At 75.2% G+C, this 22,110-nt stretch carries 21 protein-coding genes; 9 read left to right on the forward strand and 12 right to left on the reverse strand.

The genetic code is table 11. From position 1 onward, the window contains the following. Nucleotides 1–23: 23 nt before the first annotated feature. The 6 genes from ACN20G_RS25010 to ACN20G_RS25035 form a co-directional block, all read right to left on the reverse strand. Entirely contained in the window at nt 24–596 is a 573-nt protein-coding gene (locus ACN20G_RS25010; protein ID WP_424215060.1) for a fasciclin domain-containing protein, read from the reverse strand. A gap of 129 nt (nt 597–725) precedes the next feature. After that, the gene (locus ACN20G_RS25015; RefSeq protein WP_424215061.1) at nt 726–1,295 is read right to left on the reverse strand and encodes a helix-turn-helix domain-containing protein; all 570 of its coding nucleotides are present in this window, start codon (nt 1,293–1,295) and stop codon (nt 726–728) included. Nucleotides 1,296–1,391: 96 nt separating this feature from the next. Continuing rightward, nucleotides 1,392–2,216, reverse strand: coding sequence for a DUF1295 domain-containing protein (locus ACN20G_RS25020; RefSeq protein ID WP_424215062.1), 825 nt, complete (start codon nt 2,214–2,216; stop codon nt 1,392–1,394). Beyond that, nucleotides 2,213–3,526, reverse strand: coding sequence for a class I SAM-dependent methyltransferase (locus ACN20G_RS25025; RefSeq protein ID WP_424215673.1), 1,314 nt, complete (start codon nt 3,524–3,526; stop codon nt 2,213–2,215). The genes ACN20G_RS25020 and ACN20G_RS25025 overlap by 4 nt, the downstream gene beginning before the upstream one ends. 32 nt (nt 3,527–3,558) lie before the next feature. Continuing rightward, entirely contained in the window at nt 3,559–4,368 is an 810-nt protein-coding gene (locus tag ACN20G_RS25030) for a DUF1365 domain-containing protein (RefSeq protein WP_424215063.1), read from the reverse strand. Beyond that, the gene (locus ACN20G_RS25035; protein WP_424215064.1) at nt 4,365–5,678 is read right to left on the reverse strand and encodes an NAD(P)/FAD-dependent oxidoreductase; all 1,314 of its coding nucleotides are present in this window, start codon (nt 5,676–5,678) and stop codon (nt 4,365–4,367) included. Before ACN20G_RS25035 ends, ACN20G_RS25030 begins: the two co-directional genes overlap by 4 nt. Before the next feature lie 271 nt (nt 5,679–5,949). On the opposite strand from ACN20G_RS25035, the gene ACN20G_RS25040 reads away from it, so the two are divergent. The 3 genes from ACN20G_RS25040 to ACN20G_RS25050 all read left to right on the forward strand — a co-directional run bounded on the left by ACN20G_RS25040 (nt 5,950) and on the right by ACN20G_RS25050 (nt 10,025). Continuing rightward, the gene (locus ACN20G_RS25040) at nt 5,950–7,491 is read left to right on the forward strand and encodes an SDR family oxidoreductase (RefSeq protein ID WP_424215065.1); all 1,542 of its coding nucleotides are present in this window, start codon (nt 5,950–5,952) and stop codon (nt 7,489–7,491) included. 97 nt (nt 7,492–7,588) lie between these two features. Further along, nucleotides 7,589–8,962, forward strand: a complete 1,374-nt coding sequence (locus ACN20G_RS25045; RefSeq protein ID WP_424215066.1) for a cryptochrome/photolyase family protein — start codon at nt 7,589–7,591, stop codon at nt 8,960–8,962. 40 nt (nt 8,963–9,002) lie between these two features. After that, complete coding sequence (locus ACN20G_RS25050; protein WP_424215067.1) at nt 9,003–10,025, forward strand: MerR family transcriptional regulator; 1,023 nt, start codon at nt 9,003–9,005, stop codon at nt 10,023–10,025. Nucleotides 10,026–10,049: 24 nt separating this feature from the next. Here the strand turns inward: ACN20G_RS25050 and ACN20G_RS25055 are convergent, their stop codons facing one another. Beyond that, nucleotides 10,050–10,658 carry an RNA polymerase sigma factor gene (locus tag ACN20G_RS25055; protein ID WP_424215068.1) on the reverse strand — a complete coding sequence of 203 codons (609 nt, stop codon included), beginning with the start codon at nt 10,656–10,658 and terminating at the stop codon, nt 10,050–10,052. Nucleotides 10,659–10,717: 59 nt separating this feature from the next. After that, nucleotides 10,718–11,236 (reverse strand): hypothetical protein, encoded by a 519-nt coding sequence (locus tag ACN20G_RS25060; protein WP_424215069.1) that lies wholly within the window; start codon nt 11,234–11,236, stop codon nt 10,718–10,720. A gap of 323 nt (nt 11,237–11,559) precedes the next feature. Here ACN20G_RS25060 and ACN20G_RS25065 point away from each other — a divergent pair, with 323 nt between their 5' ends. The 6 genes from ACN20G_RS25065 to ACN20G_RS25090 all read left to right on the forward strand — a co-directional run bounded on the left by ACN20G_RS25065 (nt 11,560) and on the right by ACN20G_RS25090 (nt 18,787). Next, nucleotides 11,560–12,879 (forward strand): sugar ABC transporter substrate-binding protein, encoded by a 1,320-nt coding sequence (locus ACN20G_RS25065; protein ID WP_424215070.1) that lies wholly within the window; start codon nt 11,560–11,562, stop codon nt 12,877–12,879. A 5-nt stretch (nt 12,880–12,884) separates the two neighbouring features. Further along, nucleotides 12,885–14,522 (forward strand): ABC transporter permease subunit, encoded by a 1,638-nt coding sequence (locus ACN20G_RS25070; RefSeq protein ID WP_424215071.1) that lies wholly within the window; start codon nt 12,885–12,887, stop codon nt 14,520–14,522. Next, on the forward strand, nt 14,522–15,436 hold the full coding sequence (locus ACN20G_RS25075) for a sugar ABC transporter permease (RefSeq protein ID WP_424215072.1): 915 nt from the start codon (nt 14,522–14,524) through the stop codon (nt 15,434–15,436). The genes ACN20G_RS25070 and ACN20G_RS25075 overlap by 1 nt, the downstream gene beginning before the upstream one ends. 56 nt (nt 15,437–15,492) lie before the next feature. Beyond that, complete coding sequence (locus tag ACN20G_RS25080; RefSeq protein WP_424215073.1) at nt 15,493–17,124, forward strand: alpha-amylase family glycosyl hydrolase; 1,632 nt, start codon at nt 15,493–15,495, stop codon at nt 17,122–17,124. A 210-nt stretch (nt 17,125–17,334) separates the two neighbouring features. Beyond that, nucleotides 17,335–17,925, forward strand: coding sequence for a hypothetical protein (locus ACN20G_RS25085; protein ID WP_424215074.1), 591 nt, complete (start codon nt 17,335–17,337; stop codon nt 17,923–17,925). 52 nt (nt 17,926–17,977) lie between these two features. Further along, entirely contained in the window at nt 17,978–18,787 is an 810-nt protein-coding gene (locus ACN20G_RS25090; protein ID WP_424215075.1) for a hypothetical protein, read from the forward strand. 4 nt (nt 18,788–18,791) lie between these two features. Here the strand turns inward: ACN20G_RS25090 and ACN20G_RS25095 are convergent, their stop codons facing one another. The 4 genes from ACN20G_RS25095 to ACN20G_RS25110 all read right to left on the reverse strand — a co-directional run bounded on the left by ACN20G_RS25095 (nt 18,792) and on the right by ACN20G_RS25110 (nt 21,987). Further along, nucleotides 18,792–19,838 (reverse strand): PHP domain-containing protein, encoded by a 1,047-nt coding sequence (locus tag ACN20G_RS25095; protein ID WP_424215076.1) that lies wholly within the window; start codon nt 19,836–19,838, stop codon nt 18,792–18,794. A gap of 68 nt (nt 19,839–19,906) precedes the next feature. Continuing rightward, nucleotides 19,907–20,881 carry a M56 family metallopeptidase gene (locus ACN20G_RS25100; RefSeq protein ID WP_424215077.1) on the reverse strand — a complete coding sequence of 325 codons (975 nt, stop codon included), beginning with the start codon at nt 20,879–20,881 and terminating at the stop codon, nt 19,907–19,909. Between the two features lie 4 nt (nt 20,882–20,885). Beyond that, the gene (locus ACN20G_RS25105) at nt 20,886–21,305 is read right to left on the reverse strand and encodes a BlaI/MecI/CopY family transcriptional regulator (protein WP_424215078.1); all 420 of its coding nucleotides are present in this window, start codon (nt 21,303–21,305) and stop codon (nt 20,886–20,888) included. A 94-nt stretch (nt 21,306–21,399) separates the two neighbouring features. Then, on the reverse strand, nt 21,400–21,987 hold the full coding sequence (locus ACN20G_RS25110; protein WP_424215079.1) for a hypothetical protein: 588 nt from the start codon (nt 21,985–21,987) through the stop codon (nt 21,400–21,402). Between the last annotated feature and the right edge of the window lie 123 nt (nt 21,988–22,110).

Raw genomic sequence — 22,110 nt, forward strand, 5'->3', positions numbered from 1 at the left:
ACGCCCCGTCGGTTCCCGGGCCCTCACATCCCGGGCATCAGCACGGTGTCGATCAGGTACACGGTGGCGTTGGCGGTGTGCACGTCACCGCAGACCACCTTGGCCGTGTCGTTCACCGTGAAGTCCGTTCCGGAGCCCTTCGTGGTGAGCTTTCCGCCCTCCAGGGTCGCGAACGAGCCGTTGGCCAGCTGCATCGGCGTCACCTTCTGGCCCACCACGTGGTACGTCAGCACCTTGGTGAGCTGAGCCTTGTCGTTCAGCACCTTGTCCAGGTCGGCCTTCGGGATCTTCGCGAATGCCTCGTTGGTCGGCGCGAAGACGGTGATGTCCTTCGCGTTGTTCAGGGTGTCGACCAGGCCGGCCTTCTTGACGGCCGAGACCAGGGTGGACAGCGCCGGGTTGTGCGAGGCGGCGGTGGCCACCGGGTCCTTCGCCATCCCGTCCAGGCTGCCCGCGCCCTCCTTGGGTACGGAGGCGCAGGCGGGCCCGAAGGGCGTTCCGGTGTCCGCGAGGGCCGCGCCGGGGGCGGCGAGCACGAGCGGGACGGCGAAGGCGCCGCTGAGGGCGAGCACGGTGCAGCGGGTGCGGAGGTTCATGACGAGTCCTCTCCCATGGGGGTGTGTGATGGACGTCACATCTTTCATTCGACCCTGTGCACCTGTCCGGATTGCCCGGATCCACACTTTTCTTCCGGGTGCTGTTCCCGTGCGCGCCCCTCCTCGTGCTCAGCCGAGGGGCAGGGCCTGCCACAGGTAGAGGAAGAGCATCCACACGGACACCGCCGCCGCCATCCGCCGCAGCCTGCGCCGCCGCACCTCGGCCACCGGGTCCGGCCGGGTCAGGAGCAGCGCCGGCACCTCCGTCACCGGCCGGGCGCTCGGCGCGGGCGCCGGGGGAGCGGGGGTCGCTCCGGGGACGGCGGGACCGCCCCGGCGGGCCGCGGGCAGCTCCGCCCGCGCCGGCAGGGCCGTGCCGCCGGGTCCGGCCGGGTGCGGCACCAGCGGGCCGGACCCGGCGTCGGGACCGCCCTCGCCGGGGGAGTCCCCGGCCGGCGCCGGCGCGCCCTGGGCGAGGCCGGCCAGGAAGCGCGCGTACGCCTCCCGCCGGGCCCCGCGCGGCGCGCTGCGGCCCGTCTCCCAGGAGCGCACGGTGGACGCGTGCACCTCGAACGCGTCGGCCACCTGCGCCCGACTGAGCCCCCAGGCCGCCCGCAACCGCTCGCGTTCGGCGGGCGCGGGGAGCGCCGGCGCGCGACCGGGGAGACGGAACGAACTGCGTACCGGTGTAGTCGTCATACCCGTACGACAATCGGCGCCGACCTCCGTTTCGCGCCGGCCCGCACATTCATCCGGATGGCGGGACGGATGTGCGAGCCGGTGCGGGAGCGGGGCTCAGCGCACGGCGTCCCCCACCGGTCCCCGGCGCGGCGGCCGGGGGAAGAACCCGCTGGTCCGCGCCCGGTACTCGGCCCAGCCCGGCCGGTCCGCCATGTGCCGCTCCAGCAGTGCCTTCCCGCTGCCCGCCGTCAACAGGAAGGTCATGAGCAGCGGGGCGGCCACCGAGATCAGCGCCGGCTCCCACCCCGCGTCCGCCGCCACCAGCCAGATCCCCCACCAGACGCAGAAGTCCCCGAAGTAGTTCGGGTGCCGGGTCCAGGACCACAGCCCCCGGTCCATGATCATCCCGCGGTGCGCCGGATCCGCCTTGAACCGGGCCAGTTGCCAGTCCCCCACCGCCTCGAAGACCACCCCCAGAGCCCACACCCCGACCCCGACCCAGGCCAGGACCCCCGGGCCGGCGCCCTCGGCCACCGCCCCGACCTGGATCGGCGCCGAGACGAACCACACCAGCGCCGCCTGCAACAGGTACACCTTGCGCAACGCGTAGCGGGTACGTCGTCGCGCCGGCACCCGTCCCAGCATCCGCTCGTAGCGCGGATCCTCCCCGTGCCCCCGGCTCCGCCACGCGATGTGCGCCGCCAACCGCACCCCCCACACCGTCGGCAGCGCCCACAACAACCAGCGCCGCCCCGGATCCCCCGCCCCCGCCGAGACCGCGAACACCACCCCCGACACGGCCGCGAACGCGAGCCCCCAGGCCACGTCCACCACCCGGTGCAGCCCCCGCGCCGCCCCCACCGCGAACGCGCCCAGCAACACCACGAGCGCGGCCCCCGCCGCCCACGCCGTCACCGCGCCCAGGGCCGCGCCGGTCACGACCCGCCCCCCGCCCCGGCCGCGAACTCCGCCGGCCGCGCGAACACCAGATGGTGCACGTCCAGGTACCCCGAGGCGAACCCGGCCTCCGAATAGGCCAGGTAGAAGGTCCACATCCGGCGGAACGTCGCGTCGAAGCCCAGGGCCGCGACCCGCTCCGCCCGCTGCCCGAACCGCTCCCGCCACAGCGCCAGGGTCCGGGCGTAGTGCGGCCCGAACGCCGTGCACTGCACCGGCCGCAGCCCCGTGTGCTCCCGCGCCGCCTCGGTCAGCGCCCGCACCGACGGGATCATCCCGCCCGGGAACACGTACTTGTGGATCCACGTGTGGTTGCGCCGGGTCGGCAGCATCCGCTCGTGCGGCATCGTGATCGCCTGCACCGCCACCCGGCCCCCCGGCGCCAACCGCCGGTCCAGCACCCGCAGGTACTCCTCCCAGTACTCCGCCCCCACCGCCTCCACCATCTCCACGCTCACCACCGCGTCATAGGACCCCGACACCTCCCGGTAGTCCTCGATCCGCACCTCCACCCGGTCCGCGAACCCGGCCGCCGCCACCCGCTCCCGGGCCAGCGCGGCCTGCTCCCGCGACAGGGTCACCGAGACCACCGAGGCCCCGCGCCCGGCCGCCCGCAGCGCCAGCTCGCCCCAGCCGGTGCCGATCTCCAGCACCCGCGAACCCGCCCCGACCCCCGCCGCGTCCAACAGGGCGTCGATCTTGCGCCGCTGGGCCGCCGCCAGCTCCCCGAACCCGCGCGCCGTCAGCGGACGGTCCGGCTCCGGCGGGAACAGGGCCGCCGAATAGGTCATCGTCTCGTCCAGGAACTCCGCGAACAGCTCGTTCGACAGGTCGTAGTGCCGGCGGATGTTCTCCCGCGCCCCGCGCGGGGTGTTGCGCTCCGCCGCCGGCGGCCGGGGCGCCCACCAGCCCCGCAGCCGCTGCAACGGCGCCGGCACCAGCGTCGCCACGTCCCGCGCGAACACCGTGAGCACCCCGGGCAGGTCCTCGGCCTCCCACTCCCCGGCCAGATAGGACTCCCCGAAACCGATCAACCCGGTGGTCGCGATCCGCCGGACGAAGGCCCCCGGATCCCGCACCCGCAACACCGGCCCGCCCAGCCCCAGCGTCTCCCGCCCGCCCCAGCGCACCGTCAACGGCAACCGCGCCAGCGCCCGCCGCACCACCAGCGCCCCGATCCGGGCCCGCGCCGCCGAACACGCCGGCACCCGCGCCACGTCCGGCCACAGCTCCGCGTCCACCACCACCGCGCGGGACCCGCCCCGCCGGTCCCGGGGCACGGGCATCGTCATCGGCGCACCGGCCCGGCCGGTCTGTTCCACGGTCACTTCAGACCCTCCTGCGTCGTGTGTCGAGGTCGAGGGCGCACGGGGATCCCGCGCGCCCAGAGCCGGACGCCGTGGAAGCGGATGCCCAACGGCACCGAGACCGCCGCCCACGGCCCCGCCGGCAGGGCCCGGGCCAGCGCGGCCCGCCCGCCCGGGGTCCGCCCGCCGCGCACCGTGGCCGTCAGCCGGTGCCCGTCCGGGGTGTCCAGCCGCACCGCCAGCGCCAGGCGCTCACCGGGCAGCGGCAGACGCATCCGGTAGCCGCCGGCGAGCGGCAGGAACGGCGAGACGTAGAACTCCTTCGGAACCGGAACCGGAACCGGAACCGGAACCGGCGCCGGCGGGCCCGCCCCGGCCCCGGCCTGCCCGGGGTCCAGCAGGTAGCAGTGCCGCTCGCCGTGGGTGTTGCGCACCTCCGCCAGCACCCAGCGCAGCGCCCCGTCCGCGTCGTGGCACCAGAACACCGTCAACGGGTCGAAGACCCGCCCCAGCACCCGCGCCTGCGCCAGCATCCGGATCGGCCCCGAGACCGGCTCCAGGCCCCGGGCCCGCAGGAAGCGGTCCACCGCCGACCGCAGGTCCGGCCCCCGCCGGTCCAGGTGATCGCGCGGGTCGAAACCGATCAGCCGGCCCAGCGGCCCCGGCAGCCGGGGCGGCCGGTCCACGTCCACCAGCCACAGGGTCAGCCGCTGCCGCAGCCGGTAGGGCACCCGCTCCGCCGGCCCCGTCCGCACGTGCACCACCTCGGCCGGGTACCGGTACGAGACCCCCGCCCGCGACGGCCGGGCGGCCCGCGCCGCGCTCACCACCGCACCCCCAGCGCCTCGGCGGCGGCCACCCCGGAGCGACAGCCGTCCTCGTGGAAACCCCATCCGTGGTAGGCGCCCGCGAACGCCACCCGGGGCCCGGAGAGCCCCGGCAGCGAGACCTGCGCGGCCACCGACTCCGGCGTGTACACCGGGTGCTCGTACTCCATCCGGGCGATCACCGTCCCCGGGTCGATCTCACCGGGCCGCGCGCCCAGCGAGACCACGTGGGTCCGCGGACCGTCCAGGCCCTGCAAGAGGTTCATGTCGTAGCTGACCCGCACCTGCCCGGAATCGGGCAGACAACCCGGCAACAGCAGATTCCAACAGGCCCGCGCCCCCGCCGAACGCGGCAGCACCGAGTCGTCGGTGTGCAGGACCGTCACGTTGCGCGAGTACCCGAACGCGCCCAGCGTCCCCCGCTCGGCCGGCGTCGGATCCGCCAGCAACTCCAGCGCCCGGTCCGCGTGCACGGCGATCACCACCGCGTCGTACCGGGCCACGGCCCCGTCCGCCGTCCGCACCTCCACCCCGTCCGGCGCCCCCGGCCCGCCGAGCCGGGTCACCGACCGCACCGGGGTCGCGGCCCGCACCGAGGGCAGCTCCCGCCGCAGCCGCTCCACGTACGCGGCCGAACCGCCCACCACCGTCCGCCACCGCGGCGAACCCGTGATCGACAGCAGCCCGTGGTGGTCCAGGAAGCGGAACAGGTAGCGGGCCGGATAGCGCAGCGCCGTGCCCGCCGGACAGGACCACACGCAGGCCACCAGCGGAGCCGCGAAATGCGCCGTGAAATGCGCGTCGAAGCCCTCCGCCCGCAGGAACTCCCCGAGCGTGACCTCCGGGCCCCCCGGCGCCGCCGGCCGGGCCAGCAACCGGCGCGCGGCCCGGTGGAAGGCAGGCACCCGCGCCAGCATCCGCAGGTACGCCGCGTCCACCACCGACCGGGGCCGGGTGAACAGCCCGCGCGGCCCCTTCGCCCCCGCGTACTCCAGACCGCACCCCGGACACCGCACCGACATGCTCATCACCGTGTCCCGCACCGTCACCCCCAGCTCGCCGAAGAGCCGGTTCAGCAGCGGGTACGTGCGGTCGTTGTGGACGATGAACCCCGAGTCCACCGCCCGCACCTCCCCGTCCGGCCCCTTCACCTCGTGGGTGTGCGCGTGCCCGCCCAGCCGGTCCGCCGCCTCGTACAGCGTCACGTCGTGCGCCCGCCGCAGCACGTACGCCGCCGTCAGCCCGGACACCCCGGCGCCGATCACCGCCGTCCGCGGCCGTCCGCCGGACCGCCCCGCGTCCCCGCTCATCCCCGACGCTCCCCTCATCCCGTCTCCCTGGTCACTCGCGACCCCTCACCCGTCCCTTCGGAGCCGGTGGGCCGAACGGATGGGCCGCAAGCCCGTTCGTCCGCGCCCGCCCGGGTGTGAGGGCGTGCCGGGTGTGATCGAGTGGGAGTTCGGCCGGTCCACCGGATCCGGATGCGGACCCCCGCATCCGGGCCGGCGACCCGGCGGGAAACCCGGACAGACCGTCCGACAGCACGCGCCGGCCCGCCCCGGCCGCCCGAGGGGAGCCCCGATGCCCGCAGCCGACGACCCGCACCCCACCCCCCGGAAGGCCCCCGCCCCGGGCGCCCTCTGCCTGGTCACCGGCGCCACCGGCTACATCGGCGGCCGCCTGGTCCCCGAACTCCTCGCCGCCGGCTTCACGGTCCGCTGCCTGGTGCGCGGACCCGAACGGCTCCGCGACCACCCCTGGGCCGACCGGGTCGAGATCGTCGACGGCGACGTCACCGACCCCGTCGCCCTCGGCGCCGCCATGCGCGAGGTGGAAGTGGCCTACTACCTGGTCCACTCCCTGACCGGCGGCCGGGGCTTCGAGGCCCTCGACCGGGCCGCCGCCCGCGTCTTCGCCGACCAGGCCCGCGTCGCCGGGGTCCGCCGCATCGTCTACCTCGGCGGACTCACCCCCCGCGACGTGCCCGCCGACCGCCTCTCCCCGCACCTGCGCTCGCGCGCCGAGGTCGGCGAGATCCTGCTCGCCGGCCCCGTCCCCACCACCGTGCTCCGCGCCGCCGTCATCATCGGCTCCGGCTCGGCCTCCTTCGAGATGCTCCGCTACCTCACCGAACGCCTCCCCGTCATGGTCACCCCCAGCTGGGTCGGCACCCGGATCCAGCCCATCGCCGTCCGCGACGTGCTGCGCACCCTCGTCGGCTCCGCGACCATGCCCCCCGAGGTGCACCGGGCCTTCGACATCGGCGGGCCCGACATCGTCACCTACGAGCAGATGATGCGCCGCTACGCCGTCGTCGCGGGCCTGCCGCACCGGCTCATCCTGCGCGTCCCCATGCTCACCCCCCGCCTGTCCAGCCACTGGATCGGCCTGGTCACCCCCGTCCCCCGGGCCCTGGCCCGACCGCTCGCCGAGTCCCTGCGCCACGAGGTGGTGTGCGCCGAACACGACATCGACCGGTACGTCCCCGACCCGCCCGGCGCCCCCCTCGGCCTCGACGACGCCATCGCCCTGGCCCTGCGCCGGGTCCGCGACGCCGACGTGGCCACCCACTGGTCCTCCGCCGCCCTCCCCGGAGCCCCCAGCGACCCCCTGCCCACCGACCCCGACTGGGCCGGCGGCAGCCTGTACACCGACCTGCGCTGTCGCGACGTGGAGGTGGACACCGAGACCCTGTGGACCGTGGTCGAGGGCATCGGCGGCGAGAACGGCTGGTACTCCTTCCCCCTGGCCTGGGCCGTGCGCGGCCGGCTCGACCGGCTCGTCGGCGGGGTCGGCATCCGACGCGGCCGGCGCGACGCGGGCCGGTTGCGGGTCGGCGACGCCCTCGACTTCTGGCGGGTCGAGGAGATCCGCCCCGGCCGACTGCTGCGGCTGCGCGCCGAGATGCGCCTGCCGGGCCCCGCCTGGCTCGAACTCGTCGTGGAACCCGACCCCGAGCACCCCCACACCCGCTCCCGCTACCGCCAGCGCGCCCTGTTCCACCCGCGCGGCCTCGCCGGACACCTGTACTGGTGGAGCGTGTCCCCCTTCCACGCCGTCGTCTTCGGCGGCATGGCCCGCAACATCAGCCGCACCGCCGAACGCGCCGCCCAGGCCCACTGACCGGCCCGCGCCCGGGCGGCCCGCATCCGAAACCCGCCCCGGCGCCGAATCCCGCCCGTCAGCACCCGCCACCCGAGCCGCCGGAGCGAGAACCCCCATGAACGTCGCGTGCGTCCTGTACACCTCGGACCTGCGGGTCCACGACCACCCGCCGCTGCGTGCCGCCCTCTCCTCCGGCGACGCCGTCGTCCCCCTCTTCGTGCGCGACGACGGGATCGACGCCGCCGGCTTCGCCGCGCCCAACCGCCTCGCCTTCCTCGCCGACGCCCTCGCCGACCTCGACGCCGCCCTGCGCGACCGGGGCGGCCGGCTCGTGCTGCGCTCCGGGGACCCGGTGGCCGCCGTACTGGCCGTGGTCCGCGAGGTCGACGCCGACGAGGTGCACACCGCCGCCGGCGTCACCCGCTACGCCCACGCCCGCGAGGAACGCCTGCGCCGCGCCCTGGAGGCGGAGGGCCGGCGGCTCTACGTGCACGACGCGGTGGTCACCGCCGTCGCCCCCGGCGCCGTCACCCCGACCGGCTCCGACCACTTCGCCGTGTTCACCCCCTACCTGCGCCGCTGGGCGGAGACCCCCGCCCGCGCCCCGCTGGCCGCGCCCCGCACCGTGCGCGTCCCCGACCAGCTCTCCTCCGACCCGCTGCCCCGCCGCTCGGCGCTCTCCGGGGTCTCCCCGGGCCTGGCCAAGGGCGGCGAGAGCGCGGGCCGCTCGCTGCTCACCTCCTGGCTGCGCGGGATCGACCGCTACGAGGAGATCCACGACGACCTCGCCGGCGACGCCACCTCCCGGCTCTCCCCGCACCTGCACTTCGGCACGGTCTCGGCCGCCGAGGTGGTGGCGCGGGCCCGCGCCAAGGGCGGACCGGGGGCGGAGGCGTTCGTCCGGCAGGTCTGCTGGCGCGACTTCCACCACCAGGTCCTCGCGGCCCGCCCCGACGCCGCCCGCGCCGACTACCGCGCCCGGGGCGACCACTGGCGCACCGAGGGCGAGGCCAAGGAGGACATCGCGGCGTGGCGGGAGGGTCGCACCGGCTACCCGCTGGTGGACGCCGCGATGCGCCAGCTCGCCCACGAGGGCTGGATGCACAACCGGGGCCGGCTGGTCACGGCCGGGTTCCTCGCCAAGACGCTGTACGTGGACTGGCGGATCGGCGCCCGGCACTTTCTGGACCTGCTGGTCGACGGGGACGTGGCCAACAACCAGATGAACTGGCAGTGGGTGGCCGGCACCGGCACCGACACCCGCCCCAACCGGGTCCTCAACCCGATCCGTCAGGCCCACCGCTACGACCCGGACGGGGACTACGTGCGCCGCTGGGTGCCGGAACTGGCCGGGCTGGCCGGGCCCGCCGTGCACGAGCCGTGGAAGCTGACCGGCCTGGACCGGGCCGCGTTCGACGACTACCCCGACCCGATCGTGGAACTCGCCGAGGGCCTGGAGCGGTTCCGTCGGGGACGGGGCGCCGCGTGAGCGCGCGGGCGGGGCGAGGGGGCGCCGTATCGTGGGCGGCGTGACCCCCGACCTGCCCGCCGGCGCGGCCCTCACCACCGGCGCGGTCGCGCGCCGGCTGGGCGTCTCCCCGACCACCCTGCGGTCCTGGGAGCGGCGGTACGCGATCGGGCCCGCCGACCGCGAGGACGGCCGGCACCGCCGCTGGACCCCCGCCGACATCGCCCGCCTCGAACTCATGTGCCGACTCACCTCGCAGGGGGTGCCGCCCTCGGCCGCCGCCCGGGCCGCGCTGGCCGTCGACCCCACCGACCCCGGGGCCCTGGCCGAACCCGCCCTCGCCGAACCGGCCCCCGCCGGCCCGGGGCCCGCGGGCGGCCGGGTGCCCGGCGGCCCCAACGCGCTGCCGCTGGGCGAGGCGGTCCGCCAGGAGTGCCGGGGGCTGGCCCGCGCGGCCGTCCGCCTCGACGCCCCGGCCGTCGCCGACCTGCTGGCCGCCGCCGTCGCCGAGCACGGACTGATCCGGGCCTGGGAGGAGGTGATGGCCCCCACCCTGCACGCCGTCGGGCGCAAATGGGCCTCGGCGGGAGAGCGGTACGTGGAGGTGGAACACCTGCTGTCCTGGCACGTGTCCACCGTGCTGCGCGGGGTGCGCCCGGGGCCCGAGGCGCCCGGCACCGCGCCGGTGCTGCTCGCGTGCATGCCGGGGGAGCAGCACAGCCTGCCCATCGAGGCGCTGGGCGCGGCCCTCGGTGAACGGGGGGTGCCGGTGCGGATGTTCGGCGCGGCCCTGCCGGCCGACGCCCTGCGGGACGCCGTGCGCCGTCTGGGCCCCAGCGTCGTCACCCTGTGGTCCCAGGGACGCGGCACCGCCGACCGGTCCCTGGTGCGGGCGGTCGGCGGCATCGAGTGGGGGGTGCGCGGGGCCCGGGCCCAGAGCGCGCTGCTGCTCGCGGGACCGGGCTGGTCCGGTGCGGCCCCGGAGCGGACGGGGGGCCCGCGGGTGGAGCGCCTGCACGGCCTGCGGTCGGCCGTGGAGACGATCACGGGCCTGCTGACCCCGCTCACCCCGCTGCCGGTCTGAGGGCCCGGCCCCGCCCCACGCGCCTCAGGAGAGGGCGGCCAGGGCGGGTTCGGAGGGTCCGAGGGTCTCGCGCAGACAGCGCAGGGCGCGGCGCATGTGGCTCTTGACGGTGCCCAGCGGCAGCCCGGTGCGGTCCGCGATCTGGGTCTGGGTGAGGTCCGCGTAGAAGGCCAGCCGCAGCACCCGCTGTTGCGCCCCCGGCAGCCGGTCCAGTTCCCGCTGCAACAGCACCCGGTCCACGGCCTGTTCGGGGCCGGGTCCGGGGCAGGCGCCCAGGGTCCGGCAGGGTTCGGCCAGGGTGCCCACCGACATCCGCAGCAGGCGGGCGCGGCGGGTGCGGGCGGCCAGCGCGTCCGCGATCTTGTGCCGGGTGATGCCCGTCAACCAGGCGCCCATGCCCCCCGGGCCCGGCCGGTAGCCCTCACGGCCGCGCCATGCCGCGAGGAAGACCTGCTGCACGACGTCCTCGGCCTCGCGCTCGTCCCCCAGGCTCCGGCGGGCCAGGGCGAGGACCAGGGGCCGCCAGCGGCGCCAGATCCGCTCCACCGCGCGTTCGTCACCGTCCCGGAAGGCCGCCGCCCAGAACTCGTCCTCCGCGTCCGTCCCCGTGCCTCGTGCCACGTCCACGTCCATGGCCCCAGGGTGCGGACGGGCTCAGGCGCGCTCAACTCGCACTGTTTCCGCAGCGTTTTTCACGCGGTCTCCGCGTCCGCCCCGGCGGTGTCCGCACGGCCCTCGCCGGCCATGAACCGCCACACCAGGGCGTGCCCGATCACCACGAGCAGGATCAACAACAGGGCCTCGGCCTGGATCGGTTTGACGTGGACCACCCGGGCCAGTTCGGGGGCGGCGCCGATCACCGCGATCGCCAGGTAGAGCAGCACGCTCGCGCCCCGCGCCCAGCCCAGGGCCCGGTCCCGGGGGGTCCGGGAGCCGCGCGAGGCGGTCAACAGCCGGGTGGTGGACACGCAGCCCACCAGGGCCACGACCACGAAGGAGGCCCGCCACACCTGGGGCGTCTCCACCCCGCCGACCTGTGCGAACAGGCCCATCAGGGCGGGCAGCAGGAAGGAGAGGTAGATCCCGCCGACGGTGCGCCGCCGGTCCGGCTCGGCGAGCCACTCGGGGTGGCTCTGCACGACGTTCCACCAGAGCCCGACGAGGGTGAAACAGGTGGCGGAGAACAATGCGTAAAAGGTGCTCACGTCCATGGGGAACGAGCGTGGCACGGGGGGTCGCGGCCCTCGGTGAGGCGCACCGAAATGTCCGTCCGGAATTGATTGTCCGGGAATCGAAATACCTCTCGCCAGAGTCCAAGGTCCCTTGTTCCGGAGGGTGTCCTCGCTGCTCAGGGCCCATCCTGGAAGGGAGTTGGGATGGCTGAAAGAAGCTTGCAAGATCTTGCAGCAAGAACCGCAACCTCTGATACATTTCCTTCCCAAGAAACCCTCATGGGTCGTGGTCGGTCCTCGTCGATCCAGGTCCGGGACCGTTATTCGAAACCCCGCACAAAGCCGTGCGGAAGGGAGCCCTCGTGGAGAAGTACAGGGGACGCGCGCCCCGCCGGCGCCGCCGGTGGACCGCGCTCGCCGCGGTGGTCGCCGGAGCCCTCGTCGTCACGGGCTGCGCGGGCGGCGGAGCCGGGGCCGACAAGGCCGGAGCCGCCGCGAAGGGTCGGCCCACCCTCACGATCTGGGCCGACGACCAGCGCGCCGCCGCCCTCAAGGGCTTCGCCGCGAGCTTCGGGAAGAAGTACGGCACCGAGGTGTCGGTGCAGGCGGTCTCCAAGGAACTCCAGGCCACCTTCCTCACCGCCTCCCAGGCGGGCACCGGACCGGACGTCGTGGTCGGCGCCAACGACTGGATCGGCAACCTGGTCCAGAACGGCGCCATCGACCCGGTCCGCCTGAGCGGCGAGCAGAAGGCATCCCTCCACGAACGCTCCGTGCAGGCCGTCACCTTCAACGGCCAGACCTACGGCATGCCGTACGCCCTGGAGAACGTGGCCCTCCTGCGCAACACCGACCTCGTGCCCGAGGCCCCCGCGACCTTCGAGGAGGCCGTCGAGATCGGCAAGCGCCTCAAGGCCGAGGGCAGGACCAGCGAGATCATGTCGGTCCCGGTCGGCCAGCCCGGCGACGCCTACCACGGCTACGCCCTCTACTCCTCCGCCGGCGGCTACCTGTTCGGGCGGGACAAGGCCGGCGAGTACCTCCCCGAGGAACTGGGCCTGGGCACCGAGGCGTCGATCCGGGCCTTCGAGAAGTTCCGCGAACTCGGCGAGAAGGGCGAGGGCGCCCTCAAGCGCTCCATCGGCCAGGACAACGCCATCCCCACCTTCGCCTCCGGCAAGGCCCCCTTCCTCCTCTCCGGCCCCTGGTCGGTGCCGGACGTCAAGAAGGCCGGGGTCAACTACGAGATCCAGGCCGTGCCCCCCTTCGCCGGGCACGAGGCCGGCGGTCCCTTCATCGGCGTCCAGGCCTTCTACGTGGCGGCCAAGAGCCACAACAAGGCCCTCGCCCAGGAGTTCGTCGCCGAGGTCGGCGGCAGCCCGGAGGCGTCCATCGCCCTCACCGAGGCCAACCCGAGGCCCCCGGCCCTCAAGGTCGCCCTCGACCACTTCAAGGACTCCAACCCCGACCTGCGCAAGTTCCTCGACGCCGGGAAGAACGGCGTGGTCCAGCCCGCCATCCCCGAGATGAACGTGGTCTGGGACCCGTTCGGCAAGGCCCAGGCCGCCGTCATCGGCGGCGCCGAGGTCCGGCCGACCGTGGAGGCCCTCGCCAAGGCCGTCGCCGACCAGCTCGGCATCGAACCCCCCGTCGCCCGGCCCGACGCGGACCAGAAGGACTGAGGGAGATGACCGTGAACACCCCCGCCCCCGAACGGGACCGGGACCGCGCCCGCGCGACCACGCCCCCGACCGGGGAGCCGGACCCCGGGGCCGGCCCGCGCCGCCCCCGCAACCCCTTCGCCTCCCGCGAGGACCGGCCCACCTCCGCCGCCGCCCTCCTCGGCAAGGCCCTGCTGCTCGGCGCGGCCCTGGCCCTGGCCGTCTGGGGCGCCTTCCCCCTCGCCGAGGCCCGCAACTGGTTCGGCCTGGGCGTCCTCGCGGTCGCCACCGGCCTCATCTTCTGGGTCTACCTCTCTCGCCGACTGCTGCCCGCGAAGTACCTCGTGCCCGGCACCGTCTTCCTGATCGCCTTCCAGATCGTCCCGATCCTGTACACGGTCTCCACCGCCTTCACCAACTTCGGGGACGGTCACCGGGGCACCAAACAGGAGGCCGTCGCCACGATCGAGGAAGCCTCCATCGCGCAGGTCCCCGGCACCCCCGACTACCGGCTGAAGGTCGCCGTCCCCCGGGGCGCCGACCCCGCCGAGGGCCCCCTCGCGCTCCTCCTGACCGACCCGGCCGCCCCCGCCGGCGAGCGGGTGGCCCGACCCGGTGAGGGCATCGCCCCCGTCACCGACCCCGGCGCCTTCACCCCGCTGACCCCCGAACAGGCCGCCCGACGCGGCGGCGAACTCGCCGACCTGCGCGTCGAGGTCGAGGGCGGCGTGCTGCGCGCCGAGGGCTTCACCCGCGCCCAGATCACCGCCCCGGCCCGCTTCCACGACGAGAAGGCCGACGCCATCCGCGAACCGGCCACCGGCCGGGTCTGGACCGCCGACGAGAGCACCGGCAACTTCGTCACCGCCGACGGCGAGAAGCTCGGCAACGGCTGGAAGGTCAACGTCGGCCTCAAGAACTTCGCCGACACCCTCACCAACCCCACCATCAGCAAGTACTTCGGCCAGACCCTGGTGTGGAACCTCGCGTTCGCCGTCACCACCGTCCTGATCACCTTCGGCCTCGGACTCTTCGTGGCCCTCGCCCTGCACCACCCCCGGATGCGCGGCAAGAAGATCTACCGGTCCCTGCTGATCCTCCCCTACGCCATGCCCGCCTTCGCGATGCTGCTGGTCTGGGCGGACATGTTCAACCAGGACTTCGGCCTGGTGAACCGCCTCCTCGGGCTCTCCGTCAACTGGCTCGGCGAACCCTGGACGGCCCGCCTCGCCGTCCTCGTCGTCCAGCTCTGGATGGGCTACCCGTACATGTTCCTGGTCTCCACCGGAGCCCTCCAGTCCGTGCCCGGGGAACTGAAGGAAGCCGCCCAGATCGACGGCGCCGGCCGCTTCACGGCCTTCCGCAAGGTCACCATGCCGCTGGTCCTCGTGGCCCTCTTCCCGCTGCTGGTCGCCTCCTTCGCCTTCAACTTCAACAACTTCAACGCCATCTACCTCACCACCGGCGGCGGACCCTTCCCGCCGGACAGCCCGATGGCCGGCGCCACCGACCTGCTCATCACGTACACCTACCGGCTCGCGTTCGGCGGCCAAGGCGCCCAGTACGGCCTGGCCGCGGCGATCTCCCTGTTCATCTTCGTCATCGTCGCGGTGATCTCCCTGGTCAGCTTCCGCCGCGCCCGCGCCATGGAGGAGGTCAACTGATGGCCACGCTCACCCCCACCCCGCCCAAGACCCGGGCCGGCGCGAAGCCCAGGCCCGCGGGCCACACCGGATCCGGCCGCCCCGCCGAATGGTGGCGCCACCTGATCGCCGTCGTCTGCGTGGTCTTCTCCCTGGTCCCGATCGTCTTCGTGGTCTCCGCGGCCTTCAACCCGCAGGGCACCCTCGGCTCCACCACCCTGTGGCCGAGCGACGCGGGCCTGGTGAACTTCGAGAAGCTGTTCACCGAGACCGAGTACGGCACCTGGTTCGCGAACTCCCTGATGATCTCCGCCATCGCCGGCGGGCTCTCGATGTTCGCCTCCGCCTGCGGCGCCTACGCCTTCTCCCGGTTCCGCTTCCGCGGCCGCCGGGCCGGCATGACCGCCCTGCTGCTGGTGCAGATGTTCCCGCAGTTCCTCGCCGTGGTCGCCCTGTACCTCATGTTCACCTGGATCAGCACCCACTACCCCGGGCTCGGCTTCAACACCCCGTGGGCCCTGGTGCTCCTCTACATGGGCGGCGCGCTCGGCGCCAACACCTGGCTCATGAAGGGCTTCTTCGACACCGTCCCCAAGTCCCTGGACGAATCGGCGAAGGTCGACGGCGCCTCCCACAGCCAGGTCTTCTTCACCATCATGCTGCCGCTGGTCGCCCCGGTCCTGGCCGTCACCGGCCTGCTGAGCTTCATCGGCACCATGAACGAGTTCCTGCTCGCCAACATCTTCCTGACCGACCCCGAGTCCAAGACCCTCGCCGTCGGCCTCTACGGAATGATCCAGGAAGGCCAGCGCGACGCGAACTTCGGCCTCTTCTGCGCCGGATCCCTCCTCATGGCGATCCCGATCGTGGCCCTCTTCCTCTACCTCCAGCGCTTCATCGTCTCCGGACTCACCTCCGGCGCGGTCAAGGGCTGACCCCGCGCACCCCACGCACCCCTCCCCACACACCTCCCCGAAAGGCGGCAACTCCCATGGCTCAGCACACCCCGTGGTGGCGCGACGCGGTCATCTACCAGGTCTACATCCGCAGCTTCGCCGACGGCAACGGCGACGGCATCGGCGACATCGCGGGCCTGCGCACCCGCCTGCCCTACCTGCGCGACCTCGGCGTCGACGCCCTGTGGATCAACCCCTGGTACGCCTCCCCGCAGATCGACGCCGGCTACGACGTCTCCGACTACCGCGCCATCGACCCCGGCTTCGGCACCCTCGAAGAGTCCCGCGTCTTCCTCGACGAGGCCCACGCCCACGGCCTGCGCGTCCTCGTCGACCTCGTCCCCAACCACACCTCCGACCAGCACGTCTGGTTCCAGGAGGCCCTCGCCGCCGGACCCGGCTCCGCCGCCCGCACCCGCTACCACTTCCGCGAGGGCAAGGGCGAGCACGGCGAACTCCCGCCCAACAACTGGCAGTCCATCTTCGGCGGCCCGGCCTGGACCCGCGTCGAGGACGGCCAGTGGTACCTGCACCTGTTCGCCTCCGCCCAGCCCGACCTGAACTGGGAGCACCCCGAGGTCCGCTCCGAGTTCCTCGACATCCTCCGCTTCTGGCTCGACCTCGGCGCCGACGGCTTCCGCATCGACGTCGCCCACGGCCTCACCAAGCACCCCGACCTCCCCGACATGGCCGAGGCCGACGCCGAGATGCTCGGCTCCGCCCAGTCCGAGGACCACCCCTACTTCGACCGCGACGAGACCCTCGCGATCTACGAGGAGTGGCGCGAGGTCACCGACGCCTACGAGGGCGACCGCACCTTCGTCGCCGAGGCATGGGTCTCCTCCCCGGAGCGCATGGCCCGCTACCTCACCCCCGGCCGGCTGCACACCGCCTTCAACTTCGGCCTGCTCGGCTGCGCCTGGAACGCCGCCGCCCTGCGCACCGAGATCGAGGGCACCTTCACCGCGCTGGCCCCCGCCGGCGCCCCGCCCACCTGGGTCCTCTCCAACCACGACGTCATCCGCCACGCCACCCGCTACTCCCGCGAGGCCACCTCCCTCGGCGAGGCCAAGCAGGCGTACGGCACCCCCGCCGACCTCGACCTCGGGGTCCGCCGCGCCCGCGCCGCCGCCCTCCTCAGCCTGGGCCTGCCCGGCGGTGCCTACGTGTACCAGGGCGAGGAACTCGGCCTCGAAGAGGTCGAGGACCTGCCCCGCGAGGTCTGGCAGGACCCCTCCCGCCTGTGGGCCGCGCACACCGACCCGGTCCGCGACGGCTGCCGCGTCCCGCTCCCGTGGTCCGGCGACGAGGCCCCCTTCGGCTTCTCCCCGGACGGCGCCGGGACCGCCCCGTGGCTGCCCCAGCCCAGCACGTGGAAGGACCGCACCGTCGAGGCCCAGGCCGGCGACCCGGGCTCCGTCCTCGGCCTGTACCGCGCCGCCCTCGCCGCCCGTCGCGCCCACCCGGCCACCCCGGGCACGGAACTCGACTGGATCGAACTCGGCCCGGACACCCTCGCGTTCCGCCGCACCGAGGACACCCTCGTGGTCGTCAACCTCGGCACCGAGCCGGTCGCCCTCCCCGAGCACCGCGAGGTCCTCGTGGCCTCCGGTCCCCTCGACGGCGCCGCGCTCCCCGCCGACACCGCGGTCTGGCTCACCGTCTGAGCCCACCCGCGCACCCCGCCGGCGTCCGCCGGCCCCCCGACAGCCCCACGTCGCGCATCCAACCCCCGCCGCGCGACGTGGGGCTCGCGCGCGTCCCGTCAACTCCCGCGCGGCACGCGCCCGTTTCGGGTCGACGACACCGGGCAGGCGCACGGTCACCGCACGGGCCGATCCGAAGCGGGCCGATCCGAAACCCCCCGGGAGGAACCCATGGCCAACGGCACGATGGCAGCCCTCGCGATCCTGCTCGTCCTGCTGATCGCCCTCGCCGCGCTCCTCGCCCGCCCGCTCCTGCGCCGCCGGCGCCTGCGCACCCGCTTCGGCCCCGAGTACGACCGGGCCGTCGAACGGGCCGGCGGACGCACCGAGGGCGAACGCGACCTGCTCGACCGCGAACGCGAACACCGCGACCTGCCCCTGCGCGAACTGACCCCCGAGGCCCGCGCCCGCCACACCGCCGAGTGGGAGGCCGTCCAAGAGGAGTTCGTGGACCGGCCCGAGGCCGCCGTCGCCCACGCCGACGACCTGGTCACCCGCGTGATGCGCGACCGCGGCTACCCCACCGACGGCCCCGAGGCCCGGCTGCGGATCCTCTCCGTGGAACACGCCCACACCCTCGACGGCTACCGGCACGCCGCCGCCGTCCGCACCGGCGGCGCCGCGGCCGGACCCGAACAGACCGAGGACCTGCGCGCCGCCCTCCTGCACTACCGGACCCTGTTCCGCGAACTGACCGCCACGAGCGGCCCGGCGCACGCCGAGAAGCACGCGCCGCGCGCCGACCGCCCGCGCGCGGCCTGACCGGGGCCCCGCCCACCCGTACCCGCACACCGACCCGACCGAGGTGAACCGGATGCCGTACGACCGAGAACGCGACGCCGCCCGAGACAACACCCGGGCAGCCGACCCGCACACCCCGTACCCGCACGCCCAGCCCCCGCACGCCCAGCCTCCGCACGCCCAGCCCCCGCAGGACCGGCGCTCCGAGCCGCAGACCGCCCCGCACACCGACCGGCCGCGCCCCGGCCCCCGGCCCGGCACCCGCGAGCCCCGACCCGACGGGCCCCGACCCGAGGGCGTGCGCCCCGACGGATCCCGTCCCGCCCCGCGCTCCGCCACCGCCGCCCCGCCCGCCCCCGTCCACCCCCCGACCCCCGGGCCGAACCGCCTGGACTCCATCCCGCCCCAACAATCCCGCCGCGCCGCCGAGGCCGCCCTGCACCACCCGGCGCCCACCGCTCCCGAACAGGCCCCCGCCGACCCCTACCGGGAGCCGCCGCGCCACACCCCCGACGCCTCCGCCGGGCCCGGCCACGAGGCCCCCGGGGTCGGCGTCACGGAGGCCGGGTCCCGGCACGGCGTCGTCGAGGGCGAACCGCACGGCCCCGCGCCCCTGCTGGACGAGGGCGACGCCCGGAACTTCCGAGGCTCCTGGCACGAGATCCAGGGCCGCTTCGTCGACGACCCGCAGGAGGCCGTGCGCGCCGCCGACGCCCTCGTCGGCGAAGTGGTCCGCGCCCTGACCGGGTCCTTCGCGCAGCACAAGCGGATCCTGGAGGCCGAGTGGCACGAGCAGGCCCCCGGCGAGGACCCGGCCACCGAGGAACTCCGGCTCGCGCTGCGCAGCTACCGCTCCTTCTTCGACCGGCTCCTGCACACCTGAGCCGTCAGGGATCGGCCCGTGCCCCCGGCCGGGCCGCCCACGCCAACAGCTCCTCGGCCGACCGGGTGTTCACCACCCGGTCGGCCGGCACCCCGCACTCCTCCGCCCGCGCGCACCCCCGGATCTGCCACGCCAACTGGCCCGGGGCGTGCGCGTCGGTGTCGATCGCGAACCACACCCCCGCCGCCACCGCCTCCCGCAACAGCCGGCGCGGCGGGTCCAGCCGTTCGGGCCGGCTGTTGACCTCCACCGCCGTCCCGTGCTCGGCGCAGGCCGCGAAGACCTCCGCCGCGTCGAACTCCGACTCCGGCCGGGTCCGGCCGGTCACCAGCCGTCCCGTGCAGTGCCCCAGCACGTCGGCGCGCGGATCGCTCACCGCCGCCACCATCCGCCGGGTCATCGCCCGCCGGTCCATCCGCAGCTTCGAGTGCACCGACACCACCACCAGGTCCAGCCGTTCCAGCAGCTCGTCCTCCTGGTCCAGGGACCCGTCGTCGAGGATGTCGCACTCGATCCCGGTCAACAGCCGAAACGGCGCCCAGTCCGCGTTCAGCGCGGCCACCACGTCGAGCTGCTCCCGCAGCCGCTCCGGCGACAGGCCCCGGGCCACCGTCAGCCGGGGCGAGTGATCGGTGAGCACCGCCCACGCGTGCCCCAGTTCGATGGCCGCCCGCCCCATCTCGGCGATGTCGGCGCCGCCGTCGCTCCAGTCGCTGTGCAGGTGGCAGTCCCCCCGCAGCGCCTCCCGCAGGGCCCGCCCCCGCCCCTGCGGGTCCGCCGCCGGCCCGAAGGACTCCTCGGTCTCCCGCTCCAGTCGCGCCAGGTACTCGGGGATCCGCCCCGCCAGCGCCTCCACCACCACGGCCGCCGTCTTCGGCCCCACCCCCGGCAGGTCCACCAGGGTGCCGGCGGCGGCCCGCGCCGCGATCTCGTCGGGGGGCAGCGCGCCGACCCGCTCGGCCGCCGTCCGGAAGGCGCGCGCCCGAGGGCCGGGATCCTGGGACCGCTCCAACAGGAAGGCGATCCGCCGCAACGCGGCGACCGGGTCCATCCCCCGAGCGTAGCCGGCCCCCACCACCCCCGCCCGTCGGACCGGCGCTCACATGCGACGGGGCCCTCCTAGACGGGCGCCGCGCGCAGGATCAGGAAGAGGGTGACCGCCGAGTTCGCCGAGGCCAGGGCCGAGGCCGTGGTGCCCACCGCCGCGCCCCACGCCGCCACCCCGGCCACCGTGAACGCCGCCGGCCACCACATCGCGGGCGGCGCCGGCGACAGCAGCGCCGCGACCCGGCGCGGCACCGGCCCGGCCCCCGCCGGCGCCCCGCGCCGAAGCGGCCGCGCGAAACCCGCGACCCCGGCCGCCAACGGGCTTGGACCGCCCCGGGCCACCAGCGCCGCCTTGCCGATCGCCCCGGCCACCACCCGCCGGCTGCCCACCGCGCGCGCCGCCTCCTCGTCCGCCCACCGCTCCACCGTGTAGCGCACCATCTCGCGCAACGGCCGCAGGAAGGGATTGGCCCGCGCGGCCAGCTCCACCACCAGCAGGTACCGGTCGTGCCGGCCGCGCAGGTGCGCCCGCTCGTGCGCGAACAGCGCCCGCCGCTCGCCCGCCCCCAGCACCGCCAACAGGCCCGAGGTCACCACGACCCGACCGGGCGCGCCGGAACCCGGCGGCAGCGCGTACGCGTACGGGTCCGGGTCCGGGAGCACCGCCACCGTGCGGCCCGCCGGCAGTCCGCGCAGCGCCCGCCGGCAGCGCCGCCGCAGCCGCACCGCCCGCACCCCCGCCCAGCCGCAGGAGCCGAGCACCGCGAGCAGCGCCGGGATGGCCGCCTTGCCGGCGACCTCGTCGTAGGGCACGGCCGCCCGCACCTCGGGATCCGACCAGGCGTCCGGCAGCGGATTGCCAGGCAACTGCGCCGTCCCCACCACCATCAGCAGGCCCAGGCACAGGGTGCTGCACACCGCGAGGGTCGCGGCGGCCACCGACAGCAGCCGGGTCGCCGCGCGCGGGTGCAGATGGTGCTCGGCCAGCCGAGCCAACGGCCAGGCGGTCAGGGGGAGCACCAACGGCAGGAAGACGAACACCCCCATGAGGTCAGCGGTCCTCCGGCTCGGCGGGATCGGTCAGCAGCTCCCGCAGCAGCCGCTCGTCCCCCGGGGACAGGGCCGTCACGAAGCTCGCCAGCACCGCCTCCCGGTCGCTCTCCGCGTCCAGCACCCGCCGCATCCGCAGCGCCGCCAACCCGGCCTCGTCCGAGGTCGCCGTCCACCGGAACGAACGCCCGGCCCGCTCCCGGGTGACCGCGCCCTTGGCGTGCAGGCGGGTCAGGATCGTCATCACCGTCGTGTACGCGAGGTCGCCCCCGAGCCGCTCGCGCACCCAGGCGGCCGTCACCGGGCCCTCGGCGGCCCGCAGCGCGGCCACCACCCCGATCTCCAACTCGCCCTGACCGCGGCGTCGCCCCCCGGCCTCCCCGGCCGTCGACTCCCCGTGCTCCTCCGCGCGCCCCGTCATCGGCGTCGCCCTCCCGTCCCGGGGGCGTCGCGCACGCCCCTGCCGGCGATTCTCGCAGGCCGCGCCGGGGCGGCGGGGGCAGGGGCGGCCGGGGTCAGGAGGGCTGGACGCAGGGCGGGCCCACGGGGGGCTTCGCCGAGCGGGCCGTGTGCCGCACCCACCGCTCCACCGAGGCCGCGCCGATGGGCTTGGCGAACAGCGCCCAGCCGGTGCCGTAGGAGGGGTCGGGCCGGTACCCGAAGACGTAGCTCTTGCCGGGTTCCAGCGTGTGGTAGAGCGGATCCTCCGCCCGGACCCCGCCCCGCCCGTCGCCCAGGACGCGCTGCCCGAGGACCACCTCGGTGGGCACCTCGCCCCGGAACACCCGCTCCACCCGGATCCGCACCCGCCGCACCCCGCCGCCGGCCTGCACGGGGGCCTGGGCCCGGGTCCCGGTGTCCGCGCCGACCTCGCCGCCCGCCGCCGGCGGCCCGGCCGCGCCGGCCGCGAAGGTGAGCTCGCGCTCCACCGTCCCGTACGCCAACCGGCCCAGGGAGGCCGGCACCCACTCCTCGCGCGACAGGTCGAGGGTGCACGGGGCGGCGACCGGGGCCCCGTCCGCCGGTTCCCACGCTCCCCAGCCCACGGCGCCCAGGAGCAGCGCCCCGGCCGCGGTCCATCCGACGATCCTCGTGCGGTTCACTGGCCCCTCGCTTCCCCGGCCGCGGGGCCCGGTCGGCCCGGCCGATTGCGTGGGGACGTTATCGGGTCATAGGGGTTGAATGTCGTCATACCGCGCCGAGGCTCATCCGAACGAACGACGGCG

It is taken from the genome of Streptomyces dryopteridis (assembly GCF_049606955.1).
GTDB lineage: Bacteria > Actinomycetota > Actinomycetes > Streptomycetales > Streptomycetaceae > Streptomyces.

Coding starts and splice junctions, on each gene's coding strand:
- ACN20G_RS25010 (WP_424215060.1), bottom strand. CDS start 596: ATGAACCTCCGCACCCGCTGCACCGTGCTCGCCCTCAGCGGCGCCTTC.
- ACN20G_RS25040 (WP_424215065.1), top strand. CDS start 5,950: ATGCCCGCAGCCGACGACCCGCACCCCACCCCCCGGAAGGCCCCCGCC.
- ACN20G_RS25085 (WP_424215074.1), top strand. CDS start 17,335: ATGGCCAACGGCACGATGGCAGCCCTCGCGATCCTGCTCGTCCTGCTG.
- ACN20G_RS25080 (WP_424215073.1), top strand. CDS start 15,493: ATGGCTCAGCACACCCCGTGGTGGCGCGACGCGGTCATCTACCAGGTC.
- ACN20G_RS25015 (WP_424215061.1), bottom strand. CDS start 1,295: ATGACGACTACACCGGTACGCAGTTCGTTCCGTCTCCCCGGTCGCGCG.
- ACN20G_RS25045 (WP_424215066.1), top strand. CDS start 7,589: ATGAACGTCGCGTGCGTCCTGTACACCTCGGACCTGCGGGTCCACGAC.
- ACN20G_RS25025 (WP_424215673.1), bottom strand. CDS start 3,526: ATGACGATGCCCGTGCCCCGGGACCGGCGGGGCGGGTCCCGCGCGGTG.
- ACN20G_RS25035 (WP_424215064.1), bottom strand. CDS start 5,678: ATGAGCGGGGACGCGGGGCGGTCCGGCGGACGGCCGCGGACGGCGGTG.
- ACN20G_RS25060 (WP_424215069.1), bottom strand. CDS start 11,236: ATGGACGTGAGCACCTTTTACGCATTGTTCTCCGCCACCTGTTTCACC.
- ACN20G_RS25100 (WP_424215077.1), bottom strand. CDS start 20,881: ATGGGGGTGTTCGTCTTCCTGCCGTTGGTGCTCCCCCTGACCGCCTGG.
- ACN20G_RS25090 (WP_424215075.1), top strand. CDS start 17,978: ATGCCGTACGACCGAGAACGCGACGCCGCCCGAGACAACACCCGGGCA.
- ACN20G_RS25075 (WP_424215072.1), top strand. CDS start 14,522: ATGGCCACGCTCACCCCCACCCCGCCCAAGACCCGGGCCGGCGCGAAG.
- ACN20G_RS25055 (WP_424215068.1), bottom strand. CDS start 10,658: ATGGACGTGGACGTGGCACGAGGCACGGGGACGGACGCGGAGGACGAG.
- ACN20G_RS25070 (WP_424215071.1), top strand. CDS start 12,885: ATGACCGTGAACACCCCCGCCCCCGAACGGGACCGGGACCGCGCCCGC.
- ACN20G_RS25105 (WP_424215078.1), bottom strand. CDS start 21,305: ATGACGGGGCGCGCGGAGGAGCACGGGGAGTCGACGGCCGGGGAGGCC.
- ACN20G_RS25095 (WP_424215076.1), bottom strand. CDS start 19,838: ATGGACCCGGTCGCCGCGTTGCGGCGGATCGCCTTCCTGTTGGAGCGG.